19 protein-coding genes are annotated in these 21,094 nt (G+C 62.8%); 10 read left to right on the top strand and 9 right to left on the bottom strand.

Features of this window, described 5'->3' with window-relative positions; all coding sequences use genetic code 11:
• Positions 1-24: 24 nt before the first annotated feature.
• Positions 25-348 carry a nucleotide pyrophosphohydrolase gene (locus tag E1J61_RS25090; protein WP_133096663.1) on the bottom strand — a complete coding sequence of 108 codons (324 nt, stop codon included), beginning with the start codon at positions 346-348 and terminating at the stop codon, positions 25-27.
• A gap of 164 nt (positions 349-512) precedes the next feature.
• Here E1J61_RS25090 and E1J61_RS25085 point away from each other — a divergent pair, with 164 nt between their 5' ends.
• Complete coding sequence (locus tag E1J61_RS25085) at positions 513-1,172, top strand: isoprenylcysteine carboxylmethyltransferase family protein (RefSeq protein ID WP_133096662.1); 660 nt, start codon at positions 513-515, stop codon at positions 1,170-1,172.
• A gap of 39 nt (positions 1,173-1,211) precedes the next feature.
• Here E1J61_RS25085 and E1J61_RS25080 read toward each other — a convergent pair whose 3' ends face one another.
• The 4 genes from E1J61_RS25080 to E1J61_RS25065 form a co-directional block, all read right to left on the bottom strand.
• Positions 1,212-2,429: a T6SS immunity protein Tli4 family protein gene (locus E1J61_RS25080; protein ID WP_133096661.1), complete on the bottom strand. Its 1,218-nt coding sequence runs from the start codon at positions 2,427-2,429 to the stop codon at positions 1,212-1,214.
• Positions 2,426-4,258, bottom strand: coding sequence for a triacylglycerol lipase (locus E1J61_RS25075; RefSeq protein WP_133096660.1), 1,833 nt, complete (start codon positions 4,256-4,258; stop codon positions 2,426-2,428). The genes E1J61_RS25080 and E1J61_RS25075 overlap by 4 nt, the downstream gene beginning before the upstream one ends.
• Positions 4,259-4,386: 128 nt before the next feature.
• Entirely contained in the window at positions 4,387-5,040 is a 654-nt protein-coding gene (locus E1J61_RS25070; RefSeq protein WP_133096659.1) for a hypothetical protein, read from the bottom strand.
• A 176-nt stretch (positions 5,041-5,216) separates the two neighbouring features.
• Positions 5,217-5,900, bottom strand: coding sequence for a type 1 glutamine amidotransferase domain-containing protein (locus tag E1J61_RS25065; protein WP_133096658.1), 684 nt, complete (start codon positions 5,898-5,900; stop codon positions 5,217-5,219).
• A 475-nt stretch (positions 5,901-6,375) separates the two neighbouring features.
• Between E1J61_RS25065 and E1J61_RS25060 the strand changes: the two genes are divergently transcribed.
• Together E1J61_RS25060 and E1J61_RS25055 are read left to right on the top strand one after the other, a co-directional pair.
• Positions 6,376-8,871 carry an EAL domain-containing protein gene (locus E1J61_RS25060; RefSeq protein ID WP_133096657.1) on the top strand — a complete coding sequence of 832 codons (2,496 nt, stop codon included), beginning with the start codon at positions 6,376-6,378 and terminating at the stop codon, positions 8,869-8,871.
• 385 nt (positions 8,872-9,256) lie between these two features.
• The gene (locus tag E1J61_RS25055) at positions 9,257-11,899 is read left to right on the top strand and encodes an EAL domain-containing protein (protein WP_133096656.1); all 2,643 of its coding nucleotides are present in this window, start codon (positions 9,257-9,259) and stop codon (positions 11,897-11,899) included.
• Between the two features lie 86 nt (positions 11,900-11,985).
• On the opposite strand, the gene E1J61_RS25050 is transcribed toward E1J61_RS25055, so the two are convergent.
• From E1J61_RS25050 to E1J61_RS25040, 3 genes are read right to left on the bottom strand one after another with little or no spacing between them, the layout of a single operon-like run.
• Complete coding sequence (locus E1J61_RS25050) at positions 11,986-12,318, bottom strand: hypothetical protein (RefSeq protein WP_133096655.1); 333 nt, start codon at positions 12,316-12,318, stop codon at positions 11,986-11,988.
• Complete coding sequence (locus E1J61_RS25045; RefSeq protein ID WP_207951249.1) at positions 12,290-12,538, bottom strand: hypothetical protein; 249 nt, start codon at positions 12,536-12,538, stop codon at positions 12,290-12,292. The genes E1J61_RS25050 and E1J61_RS25045 overlap by 29 nt, the downstream gene beginning before the upstream one ends.
• Positions 12,535-12,771, bottom strand: coding sequence for a PAAR domain-containing protein (locus E1J61_RS25040; RefSeq protein ID WP_133096698.1), 237 nt, complete (start codon positions 12,769-12,771; stop codon positions 12,535-12,537). Before E1J61_RS25040 ends, E1J61_RS25045 begins: the two co-directional genes overlap by 4 nt.
• 455 nt (positions 12,772-13,226) lie before the next feature.
• Here E1J61_RS25040 and E1J61_RS25035 point away from each other — a divergent pair, with 455 nt between their 5' ends.
• From E1J61_RS25035 to E1J61_RS25010, 6 genes are all read left to right on the top strand, one after another.
• Positions 13,227-13,934 (top strand): hypothetical protein, encoded by a 708-nt coding sequence (locus E1J61_RS25035; protein WP_133096654.1) that lies wholly within the window; start codon positions 13,227-13,229, stop codon positions 13,932-13,934.
• A gap of 292 nt (positions 13,935-14,226) precedes the next feature.
• Positions 14,227-15,633 carry a saccharopine dehydrogenase NADP-binding domain-containing protein gene (locus E1J61_RS25030; protein WP_133096653.1) on the top strand — a complete coding sequence of 469 codons (1,407 nt, stop codon included), beginning with the start codon at positions 14,227-14,229 and terminating at the stop codon, positions 15,631-15,633.
• A complete protein-coding gene (locus E1J61_RS25025; RefSeq protein WP_133096652.1) occupies positions 15,633-16,805 on the top strand; it encodes a glutathionylspermidine synthase family protein in 1,173 nt (390 codons plus the stop codon). The genes E1J61_RS25030 and E1J61_RS25025 overlap by 1 nt, the downstream gene beginning before the upstream one ends.
• 4 nt (positions 16,806-16,809) lie before the next feature.
• Positions 16,810-17,538 carry a hypothetical protein gene (locus E1J61_RS25020; RefSeq protein ID WP_133096651.1) on the top strand — a complete coding sequence of 243 codons (729 nt, stop codon included), beginning with the start codon at positions 16,810-16,812 and terminating at the stop codon, positions 17,536-17,538.
• A gap of 63 nt (positions 17,539-17,601) precedes the next feature.
• The gene (locus E1J61_RS25015; RefSeq protein WP_133096650.1) at positions 17,602-18,000 is read left to right on the top strand and encodes a DUF350 domain-containing protein; all 399 of its coding nucleotides are present in this window, start codon (positions 17,602-17,604) and stop codon (positions 17,998-18,000) included.
• A 22-nt stretch (positions 18,001-18,022) separates the two neighbouring features.
• The gene (locus tag E1J61_RS25010) at positions 18,023-18,811 is read left to right on the top strand and encodes an ElyC/SanA/YdcF family protein (RefSeq protein WP_371704743.1); all 789 of its coding nucleotides are present in this window, start codon (positions 18,023-18,025) and stop codon (positions 18,809-18,811) included.
• A 105-nt stretch (positions 18,812-18,916) separates the two neighbouring features.
• Here E1J61_RS25010 and E1J61_RS25005 read toward each other — a convergent pair whose 3' ends face one another.
• Positions 18,917-19,246, bottom strand: a complete 330-nt coding sequence (locus E1J61_RS25005; protein ID WP_133096648.1) for a DUF1484 family protein — start codon at positions 19,244-19,246, stop codon at positions 18,917-18,919.
• Between the two features lie 645 nt (positions 19,247-19,891).
• On the opposite strand from E1J61_RS25005, the gene E1J61_RS38375 reads away from it, so the two are divergent.
• The gene (locus E1J61_RS38375; protein ID WP_243736964.1) at positions 19,892-21,052 is read left to right on the top strand and encodes an HNH endonuclease signature motif containing protein; all 1,161 of its coding nucleotides are present in this window, start codon (positions 19,892-19,894) and stop codon (positions 21,050-21,052) included.
• Positions 21,053-21,094 lie beyond the last annotated feature (42 nt).

The raw sequence follows: 21,094 nt of genomic DNA, 5'->3' as shown, positions 1-21,094 counted from the left end.
TGTCAGCGCATGCAACCCGCCCGCTCACTCCGGCAATGGATACTTCCGGGCATTCATCTCCATCTTGGCGCGCACCGCGGCGTCAAGGTCCACACCCAGCGCCGTCACCAGCTGCGTCAGGTAGATGGTGATATCGGCCAGCTCCTGCTCCACATGCTCACGCTTGTGCGTCGACATGACCTGACGCGACTCGTCCTCGGTCTGCCACTGGAAGATCTCGACCAGCTCCGCCACCTCGACGCTCAGCGCCATCGCCAGGTTCTTGGGGCTGTGGTACTTGCCCCAGTTGCGGGCCTCGCCAAAGGCAAAGGCGGCTTGCTGGAGGTTCTGGATGTCGATCAGTGGCATGGCGGGATGGCGGGATGGCGTTGGCGTTTCATGGCGCCCTTGCGACGTCGGCGCGTCGGCAGCAGGGTGAAACCCGCAATTTAAGCACGACCACGCCCGCTCGACAGCCCCGCCTGCCGGGCTTACGCTACACAGGTGCATCGATCGTCGCAGCGGAGGTCTCCATGCGCCCGACTCCCGGCCTGGCATTCGCCACCCTCGCCGGCACCGTTGCCTACCTGGCCATCGCAATCGCAGGCTGGGGCGGCATCGGCGCCTTCTTCGCGCATCCCGCGCGCGTGGCCCTCACCATCGTGCTGTTTGCACTGGCCGTGGCGGCGCTGTTCTCCGGCGGCAACATCAGCAGCGGCATGCGCGAAGACCGCGGCAATCGCTGGGTGCTGGGCGCGTTCGGTGTGCTGGGACTGCTTGCGGCGTATCTGCCGCCCTATACCGACCGAATCGGCTTCTGGACGCTGGATGGCGATACCGTGCGCTGGCTCGGCGTGGCCTTGTTTGCCGCCGGTGGCGTGCTGCGCTTGTGGCCGGTGTTCGTGCTCGGGCGTCGGTTCAGCGGACTGGTGGCGATCCAGCCCGGGCATACGCTGGTGACGACCGGCATCTATGGCGTGATCCGGCATCCGAGCTATCTCGGGTTCGTGATCAGTTCGCTGGGGTGGGTACTCGGGTTCCGCTCAGGCGTGGGCGTGTTGCTGACGCTGGCGATGGTGCCTGTGCTGGTGGCGCGCATCCGCGCGGAAGAGGCGTTGTTGCTCGATCAGTTTGGCGATGAGTATGCGGCGTACTGCGGGCGGACGTGGCGGATGGTGCCGGGGGTGTATTAGGCGGTCCTCCACCATCTCGCCGTGCAGCAGTGCAACGGTTCATTCACTGGCCTCACCCATCCACGTCCACACCACCAGCGCTTCGTCGGCAGGCGACAGCCCGAAGCGGATCATCGGCATCCCCTTCTGCCTGACGATGCTGGATTTGCTGCCCACCCACGCCGCCTGCGGGTGTCCCGGCGGAAGCGAGGCGCGCCACATGCCGGACAACGGAATGATCTCGCCCGAGCGCACTGTGACCGGAGCACCCGTCTGCGTCGGTGGCGCGTTGACGCGAAAGCGCACGCCATCCAGCAGCCTGTTCCAGAGAGCAATGGCTTCCTCGTCGCTCAGGGACGCGGTGTCTGCCGCGCCGATACGATTGGCGGCCACCTTTGTGTACATCTTCGCGTTGATCCAGGCTGGGTGCAGCGTAGTACGTTCCTTGCCTACGGCCTCCCATTCGAAATCGTGCGTACCGTCCGCGCGGCGGACCAGCGATTCCTCGCCCTGCCAGACGCCGACCGTACGCTTGCCTTCCCGCAAGGTCGTGAGCTTTGGATAGCGGTGGCCAAGATCCTTCTTTTGCTGGGCGATCGAGGCTAGCAGTCCCACGTCACCGGTGTCGTCCACGGTTGCCAGCTTGTTGGAGTCCACCGAAAAGCTGACATCCGGAAAGCTTGGCAGACGGATACCCGCGCTGAAGATTTCCTGGAATGTGCCGGATGCGTCCGCGACGAAGCCGTGGTCAATGCAGACGCCTGGAGCGGTTGGAATGTACGCATTGTCGCGTGGTCGAAGTGCGCGAATCAAGTCGGCATTCTTTCGACCGCCAGACCATTCAAAAAGGTGGGGCCCCGCGGAAACAAATGTATACGTCTCTTCAGCGCCATATTGCTTGGCTATATCACTTTCAAACGAGCGTATTTGGAGGCTATTGATAGTTGCGCCAGGTCCAAAAAATGTAATCTCGGCAGTCTTGCTCTTGGCCAACTCCTTGGCACGATAGCCTTCCGCCATCTCCTTCATGTGGCCAGCAGCTCCGACGTGAGTCACAATCTCGCCAGGAAACTCCTGGAATCCCCACAGCTGCTTCGCTTCCGCAGGGACCTCCATCACGTAGCGTCCAAAGCAAACCTGCTTAGTCTTGGCAAAGAGCGCCTGCAAGCGTGGCGACAGCGCAGCGGGTTCCGACATGTTCTTCTCCGGATAGGCATGCGATTGGCAGCCCGCGAGAAGCAGGGCGGCCAGGCTGATGGTTAGGGCTCGGCGGATCATTGATCCCACCATTCGGCAGTGTTGGCGATCCTGATGATCGAATACAGCGTACTCGCCAATACCAGGTCATTCTCATAGCTGTCCTGATGCTCGTAGCCGGTTTGCCGGAACAGCGTACCGCGCACAGCTTCGGCTGAGGCTTTGGCCGGCACGGTCTGGTCCCCTGCGTCCTCCGGGGACGCCAGGCGCAGCGTCAATGGCTCGGCGCTCGCAGTACGAACAACGATGCGGCCTTCGGCGTCCTCTCTCTCGAGCGTCCACGAGAGCGGGTTTCCGTGCGGCGCCAGATCGGCAGTGTCCGCGCGCCACGTCACACTGCCATAGGCCTTCTGGTAATCGTCATGACCATAGCTGGCGTAGGTGATGGGGTGATACAAGTTCTTGATATCCGCGTGGAATTTCTGTGCCGCCTCAATCTTCACTTTGGCGCGAGTAGCCGGATCCATCTCACGATACGGTTTGTTAGCAGGATTTATCCACGTCGGATTCAGCAGCCGCCACCAGCACTCCGGGTTACGCCCATAGATGTCATAGACCGGATCGCCAATAGCCACGGGCGCCGCTGGCTTGCTCACGCCCAGCGTCCGGTGCAGTTCCAGATCATCCCGGTACGCTTTCAATGGTTCGTCCGACACGATCGGCAACGCCATCACCTGGCGGTAGTCGCATGTTTGCAGCCGCAACCAGCCGCGCGGATATGAGGCGTTCGGCAAGAGTTCCAATGGCCCGGAGGCATTGGCAAACACGGCCGTCACTTCCTTGCCCGTTCTGCCCAGGACACCCCGGATAAGCTCTCCAGACAGATTGTCCTGTGCCTCGAAGCCGGCGCGCACGCGCCTGTAGGCCGCCCCGGCACCGAGTGCCGGCTGTACACCGTGGTAGATCCCGAGAATCTTGTCCTTCGCGTTGCCGTAGTCCGGATGTAGCAGCGCGCGGCCAACCAGCCCGCCCATGGAATGGGTGACCACGATCACCTTCTCGCACTTCCGCCCATTGGCCTTGTACATTCCGATGATCTCGTCGATGCGACTGGCAATCTTCCGCGCTGACGTACCGTTGCTTTGCAGCCAGTTGTAGCCCATCGCGTAGACCGGGTACCAACAGTCCGACACGCGCCGGATATCGTCCTCGGTCAGCGCATCGCCCGCGCCGCCCCAGTAGGCGGGAGCTACGCCCAGCACCTTTACCTTCCTGCCTTGCTTCCAGGTTGGCGAGAGCTCCTTGGACGATGGGACCAACATGTCGTTCATATGCGCCTCCAGCAGCTTGATCACGGTGCCGTACGTCTCGAACATGACTTCGCTCCATCCGCGCCAGCGCGCCTTCTGCGCCGCCGTGGATTCATGATTGCCGCGCCTGGCTTTCCATTCCTCGCCGGCTGGCGGCAGCGGTGCGCTCATCAGCAAGCCGATATCGGGCAGTCCGTCCGGCACATTGCTGTGACGCTTGTCGGAGTCCACCGTTTCCGCGCCGGTCATGTCGAACTTGCCGGCATCCTCGGTGATTTCATAACGGTCCACTTCGGTCTCGTCGGGATCGAAGTTCCGTTGCCGCAGGGCTGGCGAATCGTTGCGGCGGGCAAGGGCGTCCCAACGGTCGTCGGGACGCCAGGCGATGTTGTCAGTACGCCCGATCTCCTTCTGGCGCGTGCGGCTCATGCGCAAATTACTGCCCATGATGCCCGGCAGAAAGATGATGGGAATCACCCTGGCAGGCGGCACCTGCAGGCTCACGCGCTGCTTGTCAGTCGAAGGCGTCAGGGCAATGGTGGCACCGGCGTGCCCACCGATTTCCTCGCCGGTTTTCAGGTAGATGCGATCAGATTCCATAGAGCACTTCCGCCGTGTGAGAGGTGGAGCTCCTTTATAGCCAGCGCCCGCAGAGGCAGGTATCGGATTGCTCTGGTCAGCTGGTAGGAATCGACGTCATCTCAACGATGCTAGTCGTGGGCTGTAGATCAGAAACCGATGGGTAGTGTTTGCAAGTCGCGCATCACCACTAATACCAGCGGTATCAGCGGGATCGCCAGCAGAATCAAGGCGCCATCCGCGGCAACCGTCAGTGGCGTCATGACAACCAGCGCTTCCCTCGCGCCGTTCGGCAGCGCTTCCCTGACCTCGACCCGGTAAGGCTGATTCAATGGCCTGGTGCCCGCCGGCATGCTGAATTTGGCAGCGGAGTAGCGGGAGCCTTGCAAAGCAAACCACCGCACCGCGCGGGTCGTCGATAAATCGGTGAATCCGAACGCCTTGGCGGCCAGCCGGTCCTCCTGGCTTGCCTGCTCGAGAATCAAGGCAAACGGCCCTTCGACATCGCCATTTGCCTTGACGCTAAAGACGTCAAAGTGGGCCGACATCTTCTGGTGAAGCGGCGAGTCCAGCAATTGCACCAAACCCTCCGGTGCGTCGAAGATGTAGTGATACTTCGGGCCAAGAACCGCCAGCTTCTTGCCATCCACGGTGACCAGCACCTGGCTGACCGTCTCCTCGTATCGCCGGTACTCGGTTTGAGTCGCCTTGTCCATCAAGGCCTTGGTGGCGCATCCGCCAGTGCCAAGCAGGATGAGGGCCGTCAGGGTGAGAAGTGTTCTGCGGTGGATGCGATTCGTCATCTGGGGGGTGGCTGGCGCCAGTCGATGGGAATCGAATATCAAAGCCTACGCCAGACACTCACTCAATAGCGCGAATCCAAATTGCATACGGAATTTTCCCGAATCTCGTCTGGCATCGCCGCTCGCGAAGACGCCCATCGGCCCTGATCGTGCTCCCGGCCCCTATGCTCGTCTCATCAGCCATGCTTCAAGTGCGTGAGCAGCGCATTGGCAACGGGGTCGGAGGACGCCGGGTTCTGTCCCGTGATCAGCAAGCCGTCCGTGACCACGTACGGTTGCCAGTCCGCAGCCTTGGAAAAATTGGCGCCGCTTGTCTTCAGCATGTCCTCGACAAGGAAAGGCACGACTTCGGCCAGTCCGACCGCTTGTTCCTCGCTATTCGTGAAACCCGTGACGTTCTTGCCCTTGACCAGGGGGCTGCCGTCCTTCGCCTTCACATGACGCAGCACGCCGGGTGCATGGCAGACCAGTGCGACCGGCTTGCCTGTGGCGATCATGCGCTCGATCAGGTCCTTCGAGTGCGAGTCCTCGGCAAGGTCCCACATCGGCCCGTGGCCGCCCGGATAGAACACGGCGTCGTACCCGTCCGCCGAGACCTCCGACAGCTTGATCGTCGCCGCGAGTGCCGCCTTGGCTTCCGCATCGCCTTCAAAGCGGCGAGTCGCGTGGGTCTGGAAGGAAGGGTCATTGCTCTTCGGGTCGAGCGGGGGCTGCCCGCCGTTCACGGAAGCAAGCGTCACCTCGACGCCGGCATCCTTCAACACGTAGTAGGGTGCGGCCAGTTCTTCCAGCCAGAACCCGGTCTTCTCGCCGGTATCGCCGAGTTGGTCGTGAGACGTCAGGACAATCAGGACTTTCATGACGGATCTCCAGGTGGGGGGAGCACGAGTCCATGGGGCTGAAGCGGCGCAACGGCGACGGATTGCCGGCGCTGCGTCGTGGGTGGGACGGCATGCAGCAACCGTGGCTTGCTTGATGCGCATGGACCTTGGTAAGCATGGACGATGCGGCTTCAAAATCAAAGGCTGAAATGGACCACGCTTTGGGGGCACATTGGGAGGACTGAGGCTTCGCCTTGCGGCACTTCGCAGCACCCGAACCAAAACGGCGCGAGACCAGATGGCCCGCGCCGTTTTGTTTTCAGGCCCGCTGCGAGCCGGCCTGTCACTCGTCGGCGGGCACCGCGCTATCCGCGTCCTCGCCAGCGTATCCATTTGGCACACGCAGATTCCGCCTTGATCTACATCAACGGTTGCCACCGATCCCGCCACTATGCTGGCGAGCGCTAACGGATAGCGCTGAACCAAAGAAAGACACAGACATTACGGGTACAACATGCCGCATCACACCCTGGATATCGAGATCGAACGCCTGGTATCGAAATCAACGCTGGAGTGCGAGCCGCTGACGCCCGTCAGCGAAGTTGTCGCCAGAATGGCGGAGCGCCGCTGCAGTTCGATCGTCGTGATGGACCACGGACGCGCTGTCGGCATCTGGACCGAACGCGATGCGCTGACACTCGGCGACGCGGCCGACGCGCTGTCCACGCCGATCAGCGCGCTGATGAGCCATCCCGTGCAGTCCCTGCCCGGCCGCACGCGCCTTGGCGATGCGGTCGTCCATTTCAAGAACAAGGGTATCCGCCATTGCCTGGTGGTCGACGACGCCGGACGCCCGCTCGGCATGCTCTCGCAGACCGATCTCGTCATGGGCCACGGCGCCGAATTCTTCCTGCGCACCAGGCCGATCGATTCGGTCACGTTGTCCCGGCCTGTCGTGCTGGCGCCCGACACCAGCCTGCCCGACGCGATGCACGCCATGCGCACCGGCGGGCTGAGCGCCATCGTCGTCCGCTACGCCGCGGACGAGTACGGCATCCTGACCGAACGCGACATCGTCCGCCTGGCAGCCGCCAATGCGCTGGGCGGCACGGTGGCCGAACACGCAGCGCGCCCCCTGCGCGCGCTGCGGCGATCCCAGAGCCTCTACGCGGCTCGCCAGACGCTGATCGAACACCGCATACGCCATGTCGGCGTACTTGACGACCAGGGCGAACTGGCGGGTGTGCTGAGCCTGGCCGACATCCTGAGCAATATCGAATACGAGTATGTGCACGAGCTTCAGCTGGCGCTGCGCGAGCGCGATGAAGCCCTGCTGCAATCCGCCTATCACCTGAAGCTGGCCGACCGCGTGTTCGAAGCCACGCTCGACGGCGTCATGGTGACGGACCGCAACGGGGTGATCGAGCGGGTGAATCCAGCCTTTACGCAACTGACCGGCTATTCCCTGGCCGAGGCCATCGGCAAGACCCCGCGCATGCTGAACTCGGGAAAACAGGGCCCCGAGTTCTATCGGTCGCTGTGGCGCCAGCTACGCGAGCATGGCAGCTGGCAGGGCGAGATCTGGAATCGCCGCAAGAACGGTGAACTCTACCTGGAGTACCTGTCGATCTCCGGCATCCACAGCCCCGATGGCGACTGCACGCACTACGCCGCCATCTTTTCGGACATCACCCAGCGCCGGATGGACGAAGAGCGCCTGAACCACCTGGCGATGCACGATGCCCTCACGGCCCTGCCGAACCGTACCCTGTTCAGCGAGCGCCTGAAGCAGGCCATCGCCCGCGCCGAGCGTGCCGCCAGGCGGGTGGCCGTGATGTTCATCGACCTCGACCGCTTCAAGCTGATCAACGACACCATGGGGCACGGCGTGGGCGACCAGGCCCTCAAGGCCATCGCCCGGCGGCTCAGGGAAGCCGTTCGCGAAAGCGACACGGTGGCGCGCCTGGCCGGGGACGAATTCACCGTGGTCATCGAGGACATCGAAGACATCCGCCACGTCGCGCAGATTGCCCAGGCATTGCTGAGCGCGGTCGGGCACCCGATCGACACCAACGGACAAACCGTGTTCGTGACACCGAGCATCGGCATCAGCATCTACCCCGACGACGGCACCGACCAGAAGCAGCTGCTGATACAGGCCGACCGCGCCATGTACGCGGCCAAGGACGAAGGCAAGAACAGTTTCCGCTTCTTCTCCACGCAGATGACCTCATCCTCGATGGAGCGGATCACGCTCGAAACCGAGCTGCGCAACGCCCTGGCGGCCAACGAATTCCGCCTGCACTACCAGCCGGTCTTCGACCTGCGCAGCGGGGCCATCGTCAGCGTGGAAGCGCTGCTGCGCTGGCAGCATCCGACGCGCGGCCTGCTGGGACCGGGCGCGTTCATCACCGCCGCTGAGGATTCGGCATTGATCATGCCGATCGGCGCCTGGGTACTGCGCGAAGCCTGCGGGCAGGCGCGCCGCTGGATCGAAGAGGGTTTCGCGTTCGGCCGGATCGCCGTCAACCTCTCCGCGCGGCAATGCCGCCACGAGCAGTTCCTGCATGACCTCACCACGATCCTGAGCGATACCGGCTTGCCGCCGGGCAGGCTGCAGCTGGAACTGGTCGAGAGCATGGCCATGACTGGCAATGGGGTGACGGAAGCGCTGCTGGGTGAGCTCGCCCGGCGTGGGGTGAGCCTTGCTATTGATGATTTTGGGACGGGGTACTCGTCGTTCACGTATTTGCAGACGTTGCCGGTGGATACGCTGAAGGTGGATCGGTCGTTTCTTGCCGGTATCGATGGTCGGCGGCGTGACAGTGCGATCGTGCGGGCGATTGTTGCCATGGCGCGCTCCCTTGGGTTGACGGTGGTGGCGGAGGGGGTGGAGAACGAGGAGCAGTTGCGGTTTCTGCGGGAGATTGGGTGTGATCGGGGGCAGGGGTTTTTGCTGGCGCGGCCTGGGGCGGCTGAGTGGTTGCGGCGTGCGGGATTTGGGGCCTGACTCGTTCGCTAGCCACCAGATGCATGCTTGCTGCGGCCACGATTCTCAATGGCGATAGTGCCGTTCAGTTAGCGCTATCGTCGTTCCCGCAAAGGCGGGAACCCAGTGACTTGCCTTAGCCCCCTTTTGGGGGGCGCCAATCAGGCCGGAATGGCACATAGTTGCCATCATGCATGCCGGCCAGCCTTTGCACATTCACCTGGTCGCCGATACCCGCCCTCGCATTCGCGAGCGGGGCATGATCACGACGTGACGTTTTCGGCGCACGCTGTCCCGGCTCCACACGGGGAGCCCGGGACTAGAGTGCGTGCTGCTTGTCGGGTTCGCTGACCTCGACTAGCCTGCTATCGATGTCGACTCTTCGCTGCGCTGCGATACCCCTTTGATGCCAGAACGCTCGACCACCCGCTATGCCAAGGCGCTGCAGCGCCTGCGCGAGGTCTTTTCCCCGTTGAACCTGGCGGCGGCGGCGTGGCTGACAGCAACATGGGCGTTCGCGGCGTTTCAACTTGTGAGCGAGCGAGACCGCTTGCTGCACGACGCCGCGAAGCGTACCCAGGCGCAGGCCCAGGCGTTCGGCGCGTACTCGAAATCCAGCATCCTGCGGCTGTCCGAGTTCCTCCTGGACCTGCGGGCCAGTTGGCTGGCCGGCCAGCCGGGGTTCATCGAGATGGTGCGCGAGCGGCAGAACCTGGTGGTGGACCTGTCGTTCCAGGTGTCGGTGATCGACAAGCATGGTCTGCTCATCTACTCGTCCATTGCCACGCCCGTGCCCGGCGGGAAGGTTGACCTGAGCGGGCGCGAGCATTTCCGGGTCCATCAGAACGCGGGCGGGCGGGACATGCTATTTATCAGCGACCCGGTGAAGGGCAAGGTCTCGGGCAAATGGTCGATCCAGTTCACGCGCCCCATCCTGCGCGCGGGCAGCTTCGACGGGGTCATCGTGGTCTCGGTCAGTCCGGAGCAGTTCGCCAGCTTTGCGCAGACGTTCACGGACCGCGATGGCGAAGTGGCGTCGGTCATCAAGACTTCCGGCATGGTCCTTGCGCGCGTGCCGGCGCTGGAGGGTACGCTGGCCAGGACGGTCAGCAACAGGCCGTACCTCGCCAGCGGGTCGCCCCCGACCGGTAGTTATCGGGCGATGTCGGGCTCCGAAGGCGTGGAGCGGGTCTTCGGCTATTACCGTTTGCCGGAGTTCGGGCTCAATTTCGTGGTGGGCGAGTCGGTCAGCCTGGTGCTGGCGCCCTACGAGGTTTATCGCCGCATTGCCCTGGCCGGTGCCATGGCTTCCACGCTGCTGCTTGCCCTGTTGTACTACAGCCTGCGCCGTTCCATGGCGGAACGACAGCGCCACATGGAAGAAATGCGGCTGGCTTCGCTGATCTATTCGTCCAGCAGCGAGGCCATGGTGGTGACGTCGCTCGATGGCACCATCATCGACGTGAATCCGGCCTTTGCCGCCGCCACCGGCTATACAGCCCAGGAGATCAGGGGCCGCTCGGGCTATAGCCTCAGCGGGGCAGGCAATGCGGCAGGGCTGGTTGAACGCCTGCGGGCCACCGTGGCAGCCACGGGCAGATGGAGCGGCGAAATCTCGATCCGCTGCAAGGACGGCAGCGAGTTTCCCGCCTACCTGACCGTGGATACCTACCTGGCCCACGCGTATGGCGAACGACGCCGCGTTGCGCTGATCCATGACATGACCGAGAAGCGCCAGGCGGAGGAAGTCATCCGGCACCAGGCGAATTTCGATGCGCTCACGGATCTGCCTAACCGCCGCCTGTTCTTCGACCGGCTGGATCAGGAGATCGAGCGTTCGCGGGGCACGCAGGATGTGCTGGCGCTACTGTTCATCGACCTGGATCGCTTCAAGGAGGTGAACGATACCCTCGGCCACGACCAGGGCGACCAGTTGCTGCTGGAGGCGGCGCGGCGCATTGCGGCATCGGTGCGCGCGTCGGATACCGTGGCGCGGCTGGCCGGCGACGAGTTCACCGTGATCCTGCCCGCGGTGGGCGATGCCGGCGTTGCCGGGGACATTGCCCAGGCGATTCTGGAGCGGATTGCCGCGCCTTACCACCTGGCCGACGAGCTGGTGGTGGTGTCGGCCAGCATCGGCGTGGCCACCTGGCCCAGGGACGCTGACAACGCCGAGGCCCTGCTGGTGTGCGCCGACCAGGCGATGTTTGCCGCCAAGGAGGAGGGCCGTAATCGCTGGAAGGTCTTCACCCAGGCGCTGCTGCAGGTGGAGAGGGAGCGCCTGCGCATCACGCAGGACCTGCGCACGGCGCTGGGGTCCAGGCAGTTCGCGCTGCACTACCAGCCCATTGTCGATCTGCGCACGGGCAAGGTCTGCAAGGCCGAGGCCCTGATCCGCTGGGACCATCCGGTGCGCGGGCCGATCCGCCCGGCGGATTTCATTGCCGTTGCGGAGGAATCCGGCCTCATCATCGACATCGGCCGCTGGGTGCTGACCGAAGCGCTGGACCAGCTTGCACGCTGGCAGGTGCTGCTGGGCAAGGGCTTCCAGATCTCGGTCAACAAATCACCAGTGGAGTTCTGCGCGCCGGCGAGCGGGCCCGAGTCCTGGTCCAGCATGATCGAGAGCAGGAACGTGCCGGTGGGCAGCCTCGTCATCGAGATCACCGAAGGCTCGCTGATGGAGCAGAACGCCGATGTCATGGACCAGCTCTCCCGCTTCCAGGCGGCCGGCATCGAGATCGCGCTCGACGACTTCGGCACTGGCTACTCGTCCTTGTCGTACCTGCGGCGCCTGGACATTGACTACATCAAGATCGACCAGTCCTTCATCCGCTCGCTGACACGGGGCCCGGACGACGTGGCCTTGTGCCACGCCATCATCAGCATGGCGCATGCACTGCGCATCCGCGTGATTGCCGAGGGCGTCGAGACCGAGTCGCAGCGTGACATCCTGGTGGCTGCCGGCTGCGACTATGGGCAAGGCCACTTCTTCTGTCCGCCGGTGGAGGCCAGCGCGTTTGAGGCGTTTGTGAGCGCGGTAATTTGAGGCGGGTGGCGTCCTTCGGTGCCCTGGATTTTCTTACCAACTGCGACTATGGAGTCTTGCCAATTTGGCGGGACTCAATTCTTCCGTCAGCGCGCAGTGATGGGCGGGTCGAATGAATAGCCTTCGGCTGTCCAACCGATCAGGTTGCCACACCTGACCCGGAAGTTCAGTATCGATTTCGCGCCGACCTGAAACAACCGGCACTCGGTGCCGGGCTCGACATAACCAACGACCTTCGCCGCAGGGTCTAGCATGCCTTCCCATTCCTGGTATAGCGCAACACGTTTCGCCACGACCCGGCTTTCGAAATCCAGGCGATAGCCGCCGACCAGGCCGAATAGAACAACAGCAACCGCTGCGAGACCTAGCCATATGACGTAGGATCTGCGCTTACCAATTTCCCGACGCGCCACCTTCATAGCCCTTCTTGTAGTGTCGTTCCTCAACAAGCCGATTCGATCTTCTCAGCCCCATCAGCACGTCAGCCGGCGAAACCAGATCGAAACCGCGTGGGTCATGCGCAAGAATCCCCGCCAGTTCTAGTACATCAGCGACATTGGTGCTGCACGAATTGCCGAACAGGCTGTACTTAGAGTTCTCGGCGACCCGTCTTTCCAGTTCATCACGGATCAGCTTCATTTCACGCGGTGACACCCAAAGGTACATGCCAATGCCATCCCGATACATGCCAGGATGGCTTCCCGATTCGTCCGACACGGTTTGTGCCGTATTGCTGCGCCCTTGCACTTCGGGCAAAACACCATATGCCCTATGCCAGCCACGGGCACGCCGTGCACCAGAAAGTTGGGAATGCCTTCCAGAACGGTCCCGCCGTGCGTCGTGCTATCGCCCTTGCGAACAATGCCCTTCATCATGGAGTCCTCTCCCTTAAAAGGTGGAACTCCCTTATAGCCGCGTGCAGTAACGGCATAAATCAGACTTTTCCGGCTTTTTGGAAGGGTAATCGCCGTATGTAGCGACGAGACTTCTGCTTGAACAAGGCATCCGAAGAAATCCTCCAAGCGGGAGATTCCTCACAGCCATCTGCCAACGCCAACCCAGATCCGTTGCCCGATGCTCTTGACTGCATCGACGGCTTCGCGGAAGAGCCCCCTTGCCGTAGCGCGGACCCTGGTCACGACGGCCCCTCCCGCAGAGGCGATCGTCGTCGGCAGGCGCTGCACGCGGATCGGCTTGCCCGCAGGCTCGAGCTGGCAAATTTGAAAATTTGCGATATTTGCGAGTCCCAGGACACAGCTCAAATTCCTTCCCCGCGCCTTTCGCTATAGATAGCGGGGCAAACATTTGATAACCAGGGAGACGCGCATTGCATACTATCCCTCGCGGTGTCCGCTCTTGCGGGCATGTTCTCCACACTTCCCAGTACCTGTACGTCCTCGTTCAGAACCAGCCGGCGAAAGACCAGCCCAACTGCTGCCGCGTCTCCTGGGAATACCTAGATACCGATCAGCCTGCCAAGGGGCCACTATTCACCGGACACAAAGGGATACCTGCGAAGCTGATAGTGGCGATTTTTGCTGGCTTGGCGCTCGCTCCCCAGGCCTTCGCACAAGTGCCGTCGCCGGTTTTTGACAGCTGCGTATTGATGGAAAGCTACAAGGCTGGCACATACCAGGAGCTTGGTGGCGAGGCCACCATCAGCGACGACGAGATACCCGGGTATTCGGTCCTAAGCTATCAGCATAAAGGAATCAGCTACGGGTATGCATCCAGCGCCAGAAGCCAAGGGGATCTGCTTATAGTTGGCTCACAAAGGATGTCAATCCTCAAAGCCAAGCGAGTGGGGAAAGAGAGTCCAGAGAGAATCGATCCAACTCAGGCGGTCTACGGGATCGTGCGCTACAAAGCGCGAGCCTACTATTGCGTGGCATCCAATTTTGAAGGGTTGGGGCGAAGCGGCTCGCTTCAAAACATACGAGCTGCCTACATCGCTCCCCTCACTGGTTGCAGCAAGGCGCCAAAGATGAGTGGGCTCTACTATTCCGTGCGGGATATCCGCAAGATCCCGAGATAGCCAAGCGGGCAGATAAGCGGCCTTGCCCGCTTGGTCATTCATCGCTGGGCCCATTGGCCGCCCACCATACCGCGAGCAGGCCCGTCACCATCAACTCCTCGGCATACCGCCTGCGTTGACACGGTCTGCGCGCATGCTTGGCACCAACCATTGCCCGCTATATTATTGCCTTCGCCATTCCTGGCAAATCCAGACAGAACGAATAAAACCAGGCGCGCGGCCCGGCGCCGGCGCGGCGGCAACCACCGCGCCGCCGGCATGGCCGATCGCCATTACGGGCGGAAAGGTCTGCGTGATCGAACAAATCGTCATCGTCGGCTTCGGCTGCATCGGCCAGGCCGTGCTGCCGCTGCTGGAGCGAATCTGGCCAAAGGTAGCGATAACCGTGGTGGATCGGCTGCTCGACCACACTCGCATGCAAATCGTAGCCAATTACGGCTTGCATGCCATCGAGACCAACGTCACCGCCGGCAATTACGAAACGGTACTCGGCCCGCTGCTGAGCCCCGGGACCTTCCTGCTGAACCTCGCTCCATCCGTCTGCAGCCGCGACCTGATCGCACTGGCGCAGGCGCACGGCGCGTTCTACGTCGATGCCGGCATCGAACCATGGGACTACGAGGCCGACCCGCAAGCCTCGCACCTGAGCAACTACGCGCTGCGCGACGCGATGCTCGCCTTCGCCCGCGGCCGCGAATCCCTACCGACCGCGTTGGTCGCGCATGGCGCCAACCCCGGGCTGGTGTCCGTGCTGGTCAAGGCCGCGCTGATGGCACTGGCCGGCAACGCGGGACTGCAATTGCCCGAGCCTGAAGACCGCGCCGACTGGGCCGCACTCGCGCGCGCCCTCGACGTGCGCGTCATCCAGGTCGCCGAGTACGACAGCCAGCAAGCCCCCGGCTACCCGCGCGACGGCGAATTCGCCAACACCTGGTCCGCCGAAGGCTTCATCACCGAATGCCTGCAGGACGCCGAACTCGGCTGGGGCACGCACGAGCCCGCGCTGCCCCCCGACGGCTATCGCCACGGCTACGGCAGCGGCGCGGCCGTAGCGCTGGACCGGCCCGGGCACCGCACGCGCGTGCGGTCGTGGTCGCCGCGGCATGGCCCCTTCGACGCGTACCTGATCACGCACAACGAATCGATCTCGATCGCCGAGTACCTGACCGACACCACCCCCGGCCAGCCGCCATACCGCCCCACCGTCTACTACGCCTATCGCCCCACCAGCGCCACGCAGGTGTCGATGCAATGGCTGGACGACCGCGCCGCACCGCGCGTGCGCGCCGAACGCATCCTGCGTGACGAGATCCAGTGCGGCGAAGACGAACTCGGCGTGCTGCTGATGAGCGGCCGGCACGGCGCGGTCTGGTACGGCTCGCGCCTGTCCGTGCAGCGCGCGCGCTCGCTGGCGCCGTACAACACCGCCACCAGCCTGCAGGTGGCATCGAGCCTGGTCGCCGGCATGCAGTGGATGCTGGCCAACCCCGCGTGCGGCGTGGTGGAATCCGACGCGCTCGACTTCCGCCCCGTGCTGGCCGATGCCGCGCACTGGTGGGCACCGCTCAGCGTGCATTTCACCGACTGGCTGCCGCGGCCGGGCGCCACGTCGCTCGCCTTCACCGATTTCCTGCTCGACGACCCCACCGCGCAACCCGTCGCCTGCCAACCCGCAACGTCTCCGACAATGGCCTGCTGATGCAACGCATCCCCCAGACCCCGCGCCGCAACTGGTCGCGCGAACTCGAGAAGGTCGGCTTCCACTTCCATTCGCTGGACGAGTTCAACGTCCCGCGCGAAGTCGACGACAACACCTTCTTCTACTGGCGCGAAGACGCCGCCTACGCCTTCAGCGAGCACGAGATTGAAACGCTGTACGCCGCCGCGTATGACCTCAACCAGCGCTGCCTGGAGGCCGTGCAGCACGTGATCGACCACGACCTGTTCGCGCGCCTGGCCATCCCCCAGGACTTTGCGCAACGGATCCGCACCTCCTGGGACCGCGACGAGCCCACGCTGTTCGGCCGCTTCGACATGACGCTGGACGAGCACGGCGTGCCGAAGCTGTACGAGTTCAACGCCGACACCCCCACCTCGCTGATCGAATCCGCCGTGGCGCAGTGGTACTGGAAGGAAGCCGTGCAGCCGCAGGCCGACCAGTTCAACAGCCTGCACGAGGCGCTGGTGGCGCGCTGGCAATGGCTGCGCCAGCACTACCGCAACGCCAGCGTGCTGCACTTTGCGTGCATGTTCGACAGCCAGGAAGACATCTGCAACACCGAGTACCTGATGGACACCGCGCTGCAGGCCGGCTGGTCCGTCAAGCTGGTCGACCTGCAAGACATCGGCACCGACGGCCGCGGCGGCTTCTATGACGCCGACGACGTGCCGATGGAAGTCGTCTTCAAGCTCTACCCGTGGGAATGGATGGCCACCTCCGACTACCGCGACCAGCTCGCGCACAGCCCCGTGCGCTGGGTCGAGCCGCCGTGGAAGGCCGTGCTGTCCAACAAGGCCATCCTGCCGATCCTGTGGGAGCTCTTCCCGGGACACCCCAACCTGCTCGAAGCCAGCTTCGACCCCGGCCGCTTCGCCGGCCAGCCACACGCCCAAAAGCCCTTCCTGTCGCGCGAAGGCGAAAGCGTGACCCTGCTCACCCCGGAAGGCCACGTCCACAACCCCGGCGAGTATGGCGAGGAAGGCTTCATCTACCAGGCCTACTCGCCGGCGCGGCGCTTTGCCGGCCGCTACACCACGCTGGGTGTCTGGATCGTCGACGACGTGCCCAGCGGCCTGTGCGTGCGCGAGGAATCCGGGCCCATCGCCAAGAACACCAGTTTCTTCGTTCCGCACTACTTCACGAACGCGTAAGCACATGGCCAAGAAGAAGCCGGGCAGCCAACGGCCGTCGAAGTACGACAGCCCCTACAGCCCCAAGCCCAGCCGCTCCGCCAAGGTGTCATGGCAGGCGCAGGCCTACAACACCCAGCCGAAGAAGTCGCCCACGCTGTGGATCATCGGCGCCTGCGCCGTGGTCGCCGGCGTAGCGGCACTCGGCTCCTGCAGCGACGACGCCGATGACGATCCCGGCGTGACCGTCCGCCGCGCCAGCTACGCCACGCTGCAAGACTGCGAAGCCGACTGGAACACGCCCAACGACTGCGAGAGCGTGCCGGCCGACGACACGCGCAACCTCTACAGCTCCAGCCTGGCCGACGCCGCCAGCAGCCCGGGCGCCAACGGCAGTTCGGGCAGCGGCCATGGCAGCACAGCCTACTACGCGCGCTGGTACGGCCCGTACTACACCGCCAGCGGCACCGTCTACCACCCCGACGGCACGCAGACCCAGCGCGACATGTCCTCCGGCCCGCTGCGGCCGATGACTGCCTACGACAGCAACGGCATGCGCACGCAGCAGCAATGGGCGCCCTCCACGCCGAACGCCGCGATGGTGGAAGAAGCCACCGTGCGCCGCAGCTCGCTCGGCCGCGGGCAATCCATGGGGCTGTCCATGCGCACCGCGGCCGTGTCGCGCGCGCCGGTGGTGTCGCGTGGCGGCTTTGCCAGCCGCTTTGGCAGCGCCGGGAGGTCTGGTGGCGGTTGAGTGTTGCTTCGCTTTCGCTGTGTCTGATTTCCTTCCCTGATCCACTGACAACGAGTCGAACCTATGGTCAATGCCATGCATCCGGCGCTTGCCTACCTGATCTATATCGTCACCAGCTTTGGCTTGCTGGGGCTGTTCCTGCTGGTCTATACGCGGGTGACGCCGCATCGGGAATTCCAGCTGATTCGCGAGGGGAATGTTGCGGCGGCGATGTCGCTGGGTGGGGCGGCGCTGGGGTTCTCGCTGACGTTGTCGTCGAGCATTCAGCATAACGCTACGTTTGGGATGTTCTTGTTGTGGGCGTTTGGCGCGTTTGCTGTGCAGGTGGTGGCTTACCTGGTGGCGGCGCGGGCGTTGGGGGGTGTCAGTGAGGCAATCTCCAATGACAACCGAGGGGTTGGGGCGGTGATGGGGGTGATTTCGTTGTCGGTGGGGGTGGTGAATGCGGCGTGTCTTAGCTGAGGTGGTGGAGGCAAGGCCGGCAGTGAAACGCAGCAGGCATTGGGTGCGCATTGGCCTGGCGTTGATTGGTGCCGTGCTGCTTGGGGATGCTGTTGCGCTGATGATGATGGGGTTGTTCAGCCTCGGCATTACGTTACCGGGGGGTATTGGTATTGCGTTCCTGTTGCTCGCGTTGTGTTGGGATGGCGTGGCGCGGTGGCGGAAGGCTGATCGGCGGCGGGAGTTGCTTTGGCGAGCTGGGTGGGTTGCGTTTGTTGTGTGGCTGGTGACTGTTGGGGTGTTCTTTTATGGCATCCGCAGTGGTATGGGCGTGTCCGTGCCGGCGGGGACGTCGATGAAGGCGATTGTCATTCTTGGGTCTGGTACGCCTAACTGTGAGGCGTCGCCTACGTTGATTGCGCGGTTGGATCAGGGGTTGGTGCAGGCGCGGCGGTGGCCGGGGGCTAAGGTGGTTGTGAGTGGCGGGCAGGACTTTGGGCTGCGGTGTGTTGAGGCGGACATCATGGCTGACTACCTCATTGCTCGTGGGATAGCGGCTGACAGGGTGATTCGCGAGGGACGAAGTACCAGCACCGAGGAAAATCTGATGTTCAGCCGACAGTTGCTAGAGCGGCAGGGCATTGATGCTGCGGGTGCGACTGTGGTGGTGACCAGCGATTTCCACGTGCGGCGGGCAGTGGGGATTGCGCGGAAGGCAGGGTTCAGCGAAGCATTCGGCGTGGGAGCCGAAACGCCTTTGTACCTTCGATTCAATGCGTGGTTGCGGGAGTACTTCGCGGCGATCAGTAGTTGGGTGTTAAGGGAATACTGAAGCTTCAGCTTGTGGCACTTCGCAGTGTCAGAACCAGAACAGCGCGAGACCAGTGGGCTCGCGCCGTTTTGCTTTCAGACCCGCGTTGCGCGGGCCTGTGCCCCGTCAGACAAGCGCCTGCAGGCGGTCAGCGCTTTGGTCAATCTGCCGCTTGAGCGGCGACAGCAGGGCGTGGATGCCGATGCTGTCGGGGATATCGCCTGCCTGCAGGTCCAGCAAGGTCAGGATGGACTGGAGGCCGGCGCTGACACGCAGTAGGTCGTCGCTGGCTTCGAGGATGTGGTCCTCGAGGGTGGCGGCTTTGCTAGGTTGCGGTGGGATGGCTTTGGCGCGGCGGCGGAATTGGGCGCGGTCGGCTTTGGCCAGGTTTTCAGCTAGTTGGGCTTGTTTTTGGGCGAGGGTGGGCTCCTGGGGAGCCGGGGTGGTGGACTGCATTGCGACCTCCGTGCATAAAAAAGAGATGGAGGCTCACCGTCCGCTGTCAACCGGGTGGGCGAGCACGAGGCAGGGTTGACAGACCGGCATGCACGGACCGGCGAGCCCGGAGGCTCCCCCGCCATGGCTCGCCCGTAGAGGCGTGCACAAGCGAAAGACGAGAGGATACAGCTCCGTCGCTCGTCCGGCGCGCATAAGTCAGGCTGTCAAACCTGGTCGACCATTGTGTTGGTGACGCTACCAGTCTCCGCCGACAGCGCTTGCAGCCCAATGCGGCAATTCTCAAAGCTCTTTTCCGGTCGTCATTGGCGCAACGCCCAAGTACGTGCTTGCACATGCTGGGCCAGAACGAACCCAACTGAACCGGATTCCTCACGTGGAGAACGAGATAGGGCTGGATTTGCTGTCACGACGCTCCGGCGTCACCCGTACCGGGTAAGCGGAACGGTGCCCGTATCTGCATTTCCCTAACCTGCGGCATAGGACTCGCCCACGAATTCCATTACGAGGCACTGAAGCATCCCTGGGCCGTTCAGTCGCCCAGAAGAAGCATGCCCCCGACGCTTCTGATTCGAGAAGCCCTCCAAGCCATTGCTTGCAGGCGTCGCGCACTACATAATGGCCAAAAATATCAGAAATTTCTGATTGCAGTCATCGGTAGACATTGCAGTCGCGGGGGAAAAATTGCGCATTCCACATGTCACGCAGGCGACCATCAGGTCGGCATTGGATGAGTTCGATCGGGTGCTGCGTGGTACCCAAAAGTGGGCGGATTGGGAAACCAAGAAGTCGCAGCTTTATGCGATCTCCGATCAAGGAATGCTGTATCCGCCTAAGCAAATTCTATCGATGGCGACAGGCGTGCCCGTTTCGCACTTTAGCGGCGGCGTGCAAACAAACGCGTACCTTGAAAACTTGGGCTTCGGTATTGTCCGGCTCCCTAACGGGAGCCTACCTTTCGGCGGAGGCGAGCCTCCGACGTTCGTACTTGGGCGCATCTACCATCGGCAAACGGAAATTCACCATCGCTTTGGCGGCAGTCGCCAAAGTGGCATAGCTCCGTCCAGCAAAGTACCAGCCATCTTCATCTTCACCGGCGAAAGCGGCGAGCAGTATGGCTACTTTGACGGCCGGGACGAGCTCGGCATGTTCTCATACACTGGGGAAGGACAAGTCGGCGATATGGAATTCAAACGTGGCAACCTTGCCATCCGAGATCATGCCGCCAATGGGCAGGCGCTGCACCTCTTCAAATCATTGGGGAAAGGCAAGGGGCAGGAGTATCTAGGCGAGCATACTTACGGCGGCCATGCAATTCGCCAAGGCCCCGACAAAGACGGGACTCAAAGAGACATCATCGTATTTCAACTGGTGCCAGTTGCGCTGTTGGACGAGGAGAGCGTTACGCTGCCCGAAGACGAGGCGACGGATGGTCCAGCGCCTACCAGCTTGGAAGAAGCTCGCAAACGCGCCCTTGAGGCCATTTACGATTCGAGTAACGAAATGGGCAGGGCTGCATTACGAAAACTCTATCGGCGCAGCAAACGAGTAAAGGACTACGTGCTGCTGCGTGCTGAAGGCATTTGCGAGTCATGTCGACAGCCCGCGCCGTTCAAGCGAAAAGACGGCTCGGCCTATCTTGAACCACATCATACTACACGCGTGTCAGATGGTGGACTTGATCATCCACGTTATGTTGCAGCCATATGTCCTGCCTGCCATCGCCATATCCATCATGGCGTTGGTGGAGAAGAGAAGAATCTTGAGCTGATTTTCGCAATCGCTGCCAAAGAGCCAGAAGCGTGACGGCAACCAAGAACGGTTCGATAAATGTGGCACAGGTTGTCA

Origin of the sequence: Cupriavidus sp. L7L, assembly GCF_004353535.1 — a bacterium.
GTDB lineage: Bacteria > Pseudomonadota > Gammaproteobacteria > Burkholderiales > Burkholderiaceae > Cupriavidus > Cupriavidus oxalaticus_A.
The sequence above is the reverse complement of the archived record's forward strand: the minus strand, read 5'-3'. Positions and strand labels throughout refer to the sequence as shown.

Coding starts and splice junctions, on each gene's coding strand:
- E1J61_RS25090 (WP_133096663.1), bottom strand. CDS start 348: ATGCCACTGATCGACATCCAGAACCTCCAGCAAGCCGCCTTTGCCTTT.
- E1J61_RS25085 (WP_133096662.1), top strand. CDS start 513: ATGCGCCCGACTCCCGGCCTGGCATTCGCCACCCTCGCCGGCACCGTT.
- E1J61_RS25080 (WP_133096661.1), bottom strand. CDS start 2,429: ATGATCCGCCGAGCCCTAACCATCAGCCTGGCCGCCCTGCTTCTCGCG.
- E1J61_RS25075 (WP_133096660.1), bottom strand. CDS start 4,258: ATGGAATCTGATCGCATCTACCTGAAAACCGGCGAGGAAATCGGTGGG.
- E1J61_RS25070 (WP_133096659.1), bottom strand. CDS start 5,040: ATGACGAATCGCATCCACCGCAGAACACTTCTCACCCTGACGGCCCTC.
- E1J61_RS25065 (WP_133096658.1), bottom strand. CDS start 5,900: ATGAAAGTCCTGATTGTCCTGACGTCTCACGACCAACTCGGCGATACC.
- E1J61_RS25060 (WP_133096657.1), top strand. CDS start 6,376: ATGCCGCATCACACCCTGGATATCGAGATCGAACGCCTGGTATCGAAA.
- E1J61_RS25055 (WP_133096656.1), top strand. CDS start 9,257: ATGCCAGAACGCTCGACCACCCGCTATGCCAAGGCGCTGCAGCGCCTG.
- E1J61_RS25050 (WP_133096655.1), bottom strand. CDS start 12,318: ATGAAGGTGGCGCGTCGGGAAATTGGTAAGCGCAGATCCTACGTCATA.
- E1J61_RS25045 (WP_207951249.1), bottom strand. CDS start 12,538: ATGAAGCTGATCCGTGATGAACTGGAAAGACGGGTCGCCGAGAACTCT.
- E1J61_RS25040 (WP_133096698.1), bottom strand. CDS start 12,771: ATGAAGGGCATTGTTCGCAAGGGCGATAGCACGACGCACGGCGGGACC.
- E1J61_RS25025 (WP_133096652.1), top strand. CDS start 15,633: ATGCAACGCATCCCCCAGACCCCGCGCCGCAACTGGTCGCGCGAACTC.
- E1J61_RS25020 (WP_133096651.1), top strand. CDS start 16,810: ATGGCCAAGAAGAAGCCGGGCAGCCAACGGCCGTCGAAGTACGACAGC.
- E1J61_RS25015 (WP_133096650.1), top strand. CDS start 17,602: ATGGTCAATGCCATGCATCCGGCGCTTGCCTACCTGATCTATATCGTC.
- E1J61_RS25005 (WP_133096648.1), bottom strand. CDS start 19,246: ATGCAGTCCACCACCCCGGCTCCCCAGGAGCCCACCCTCGCCCAAAAA.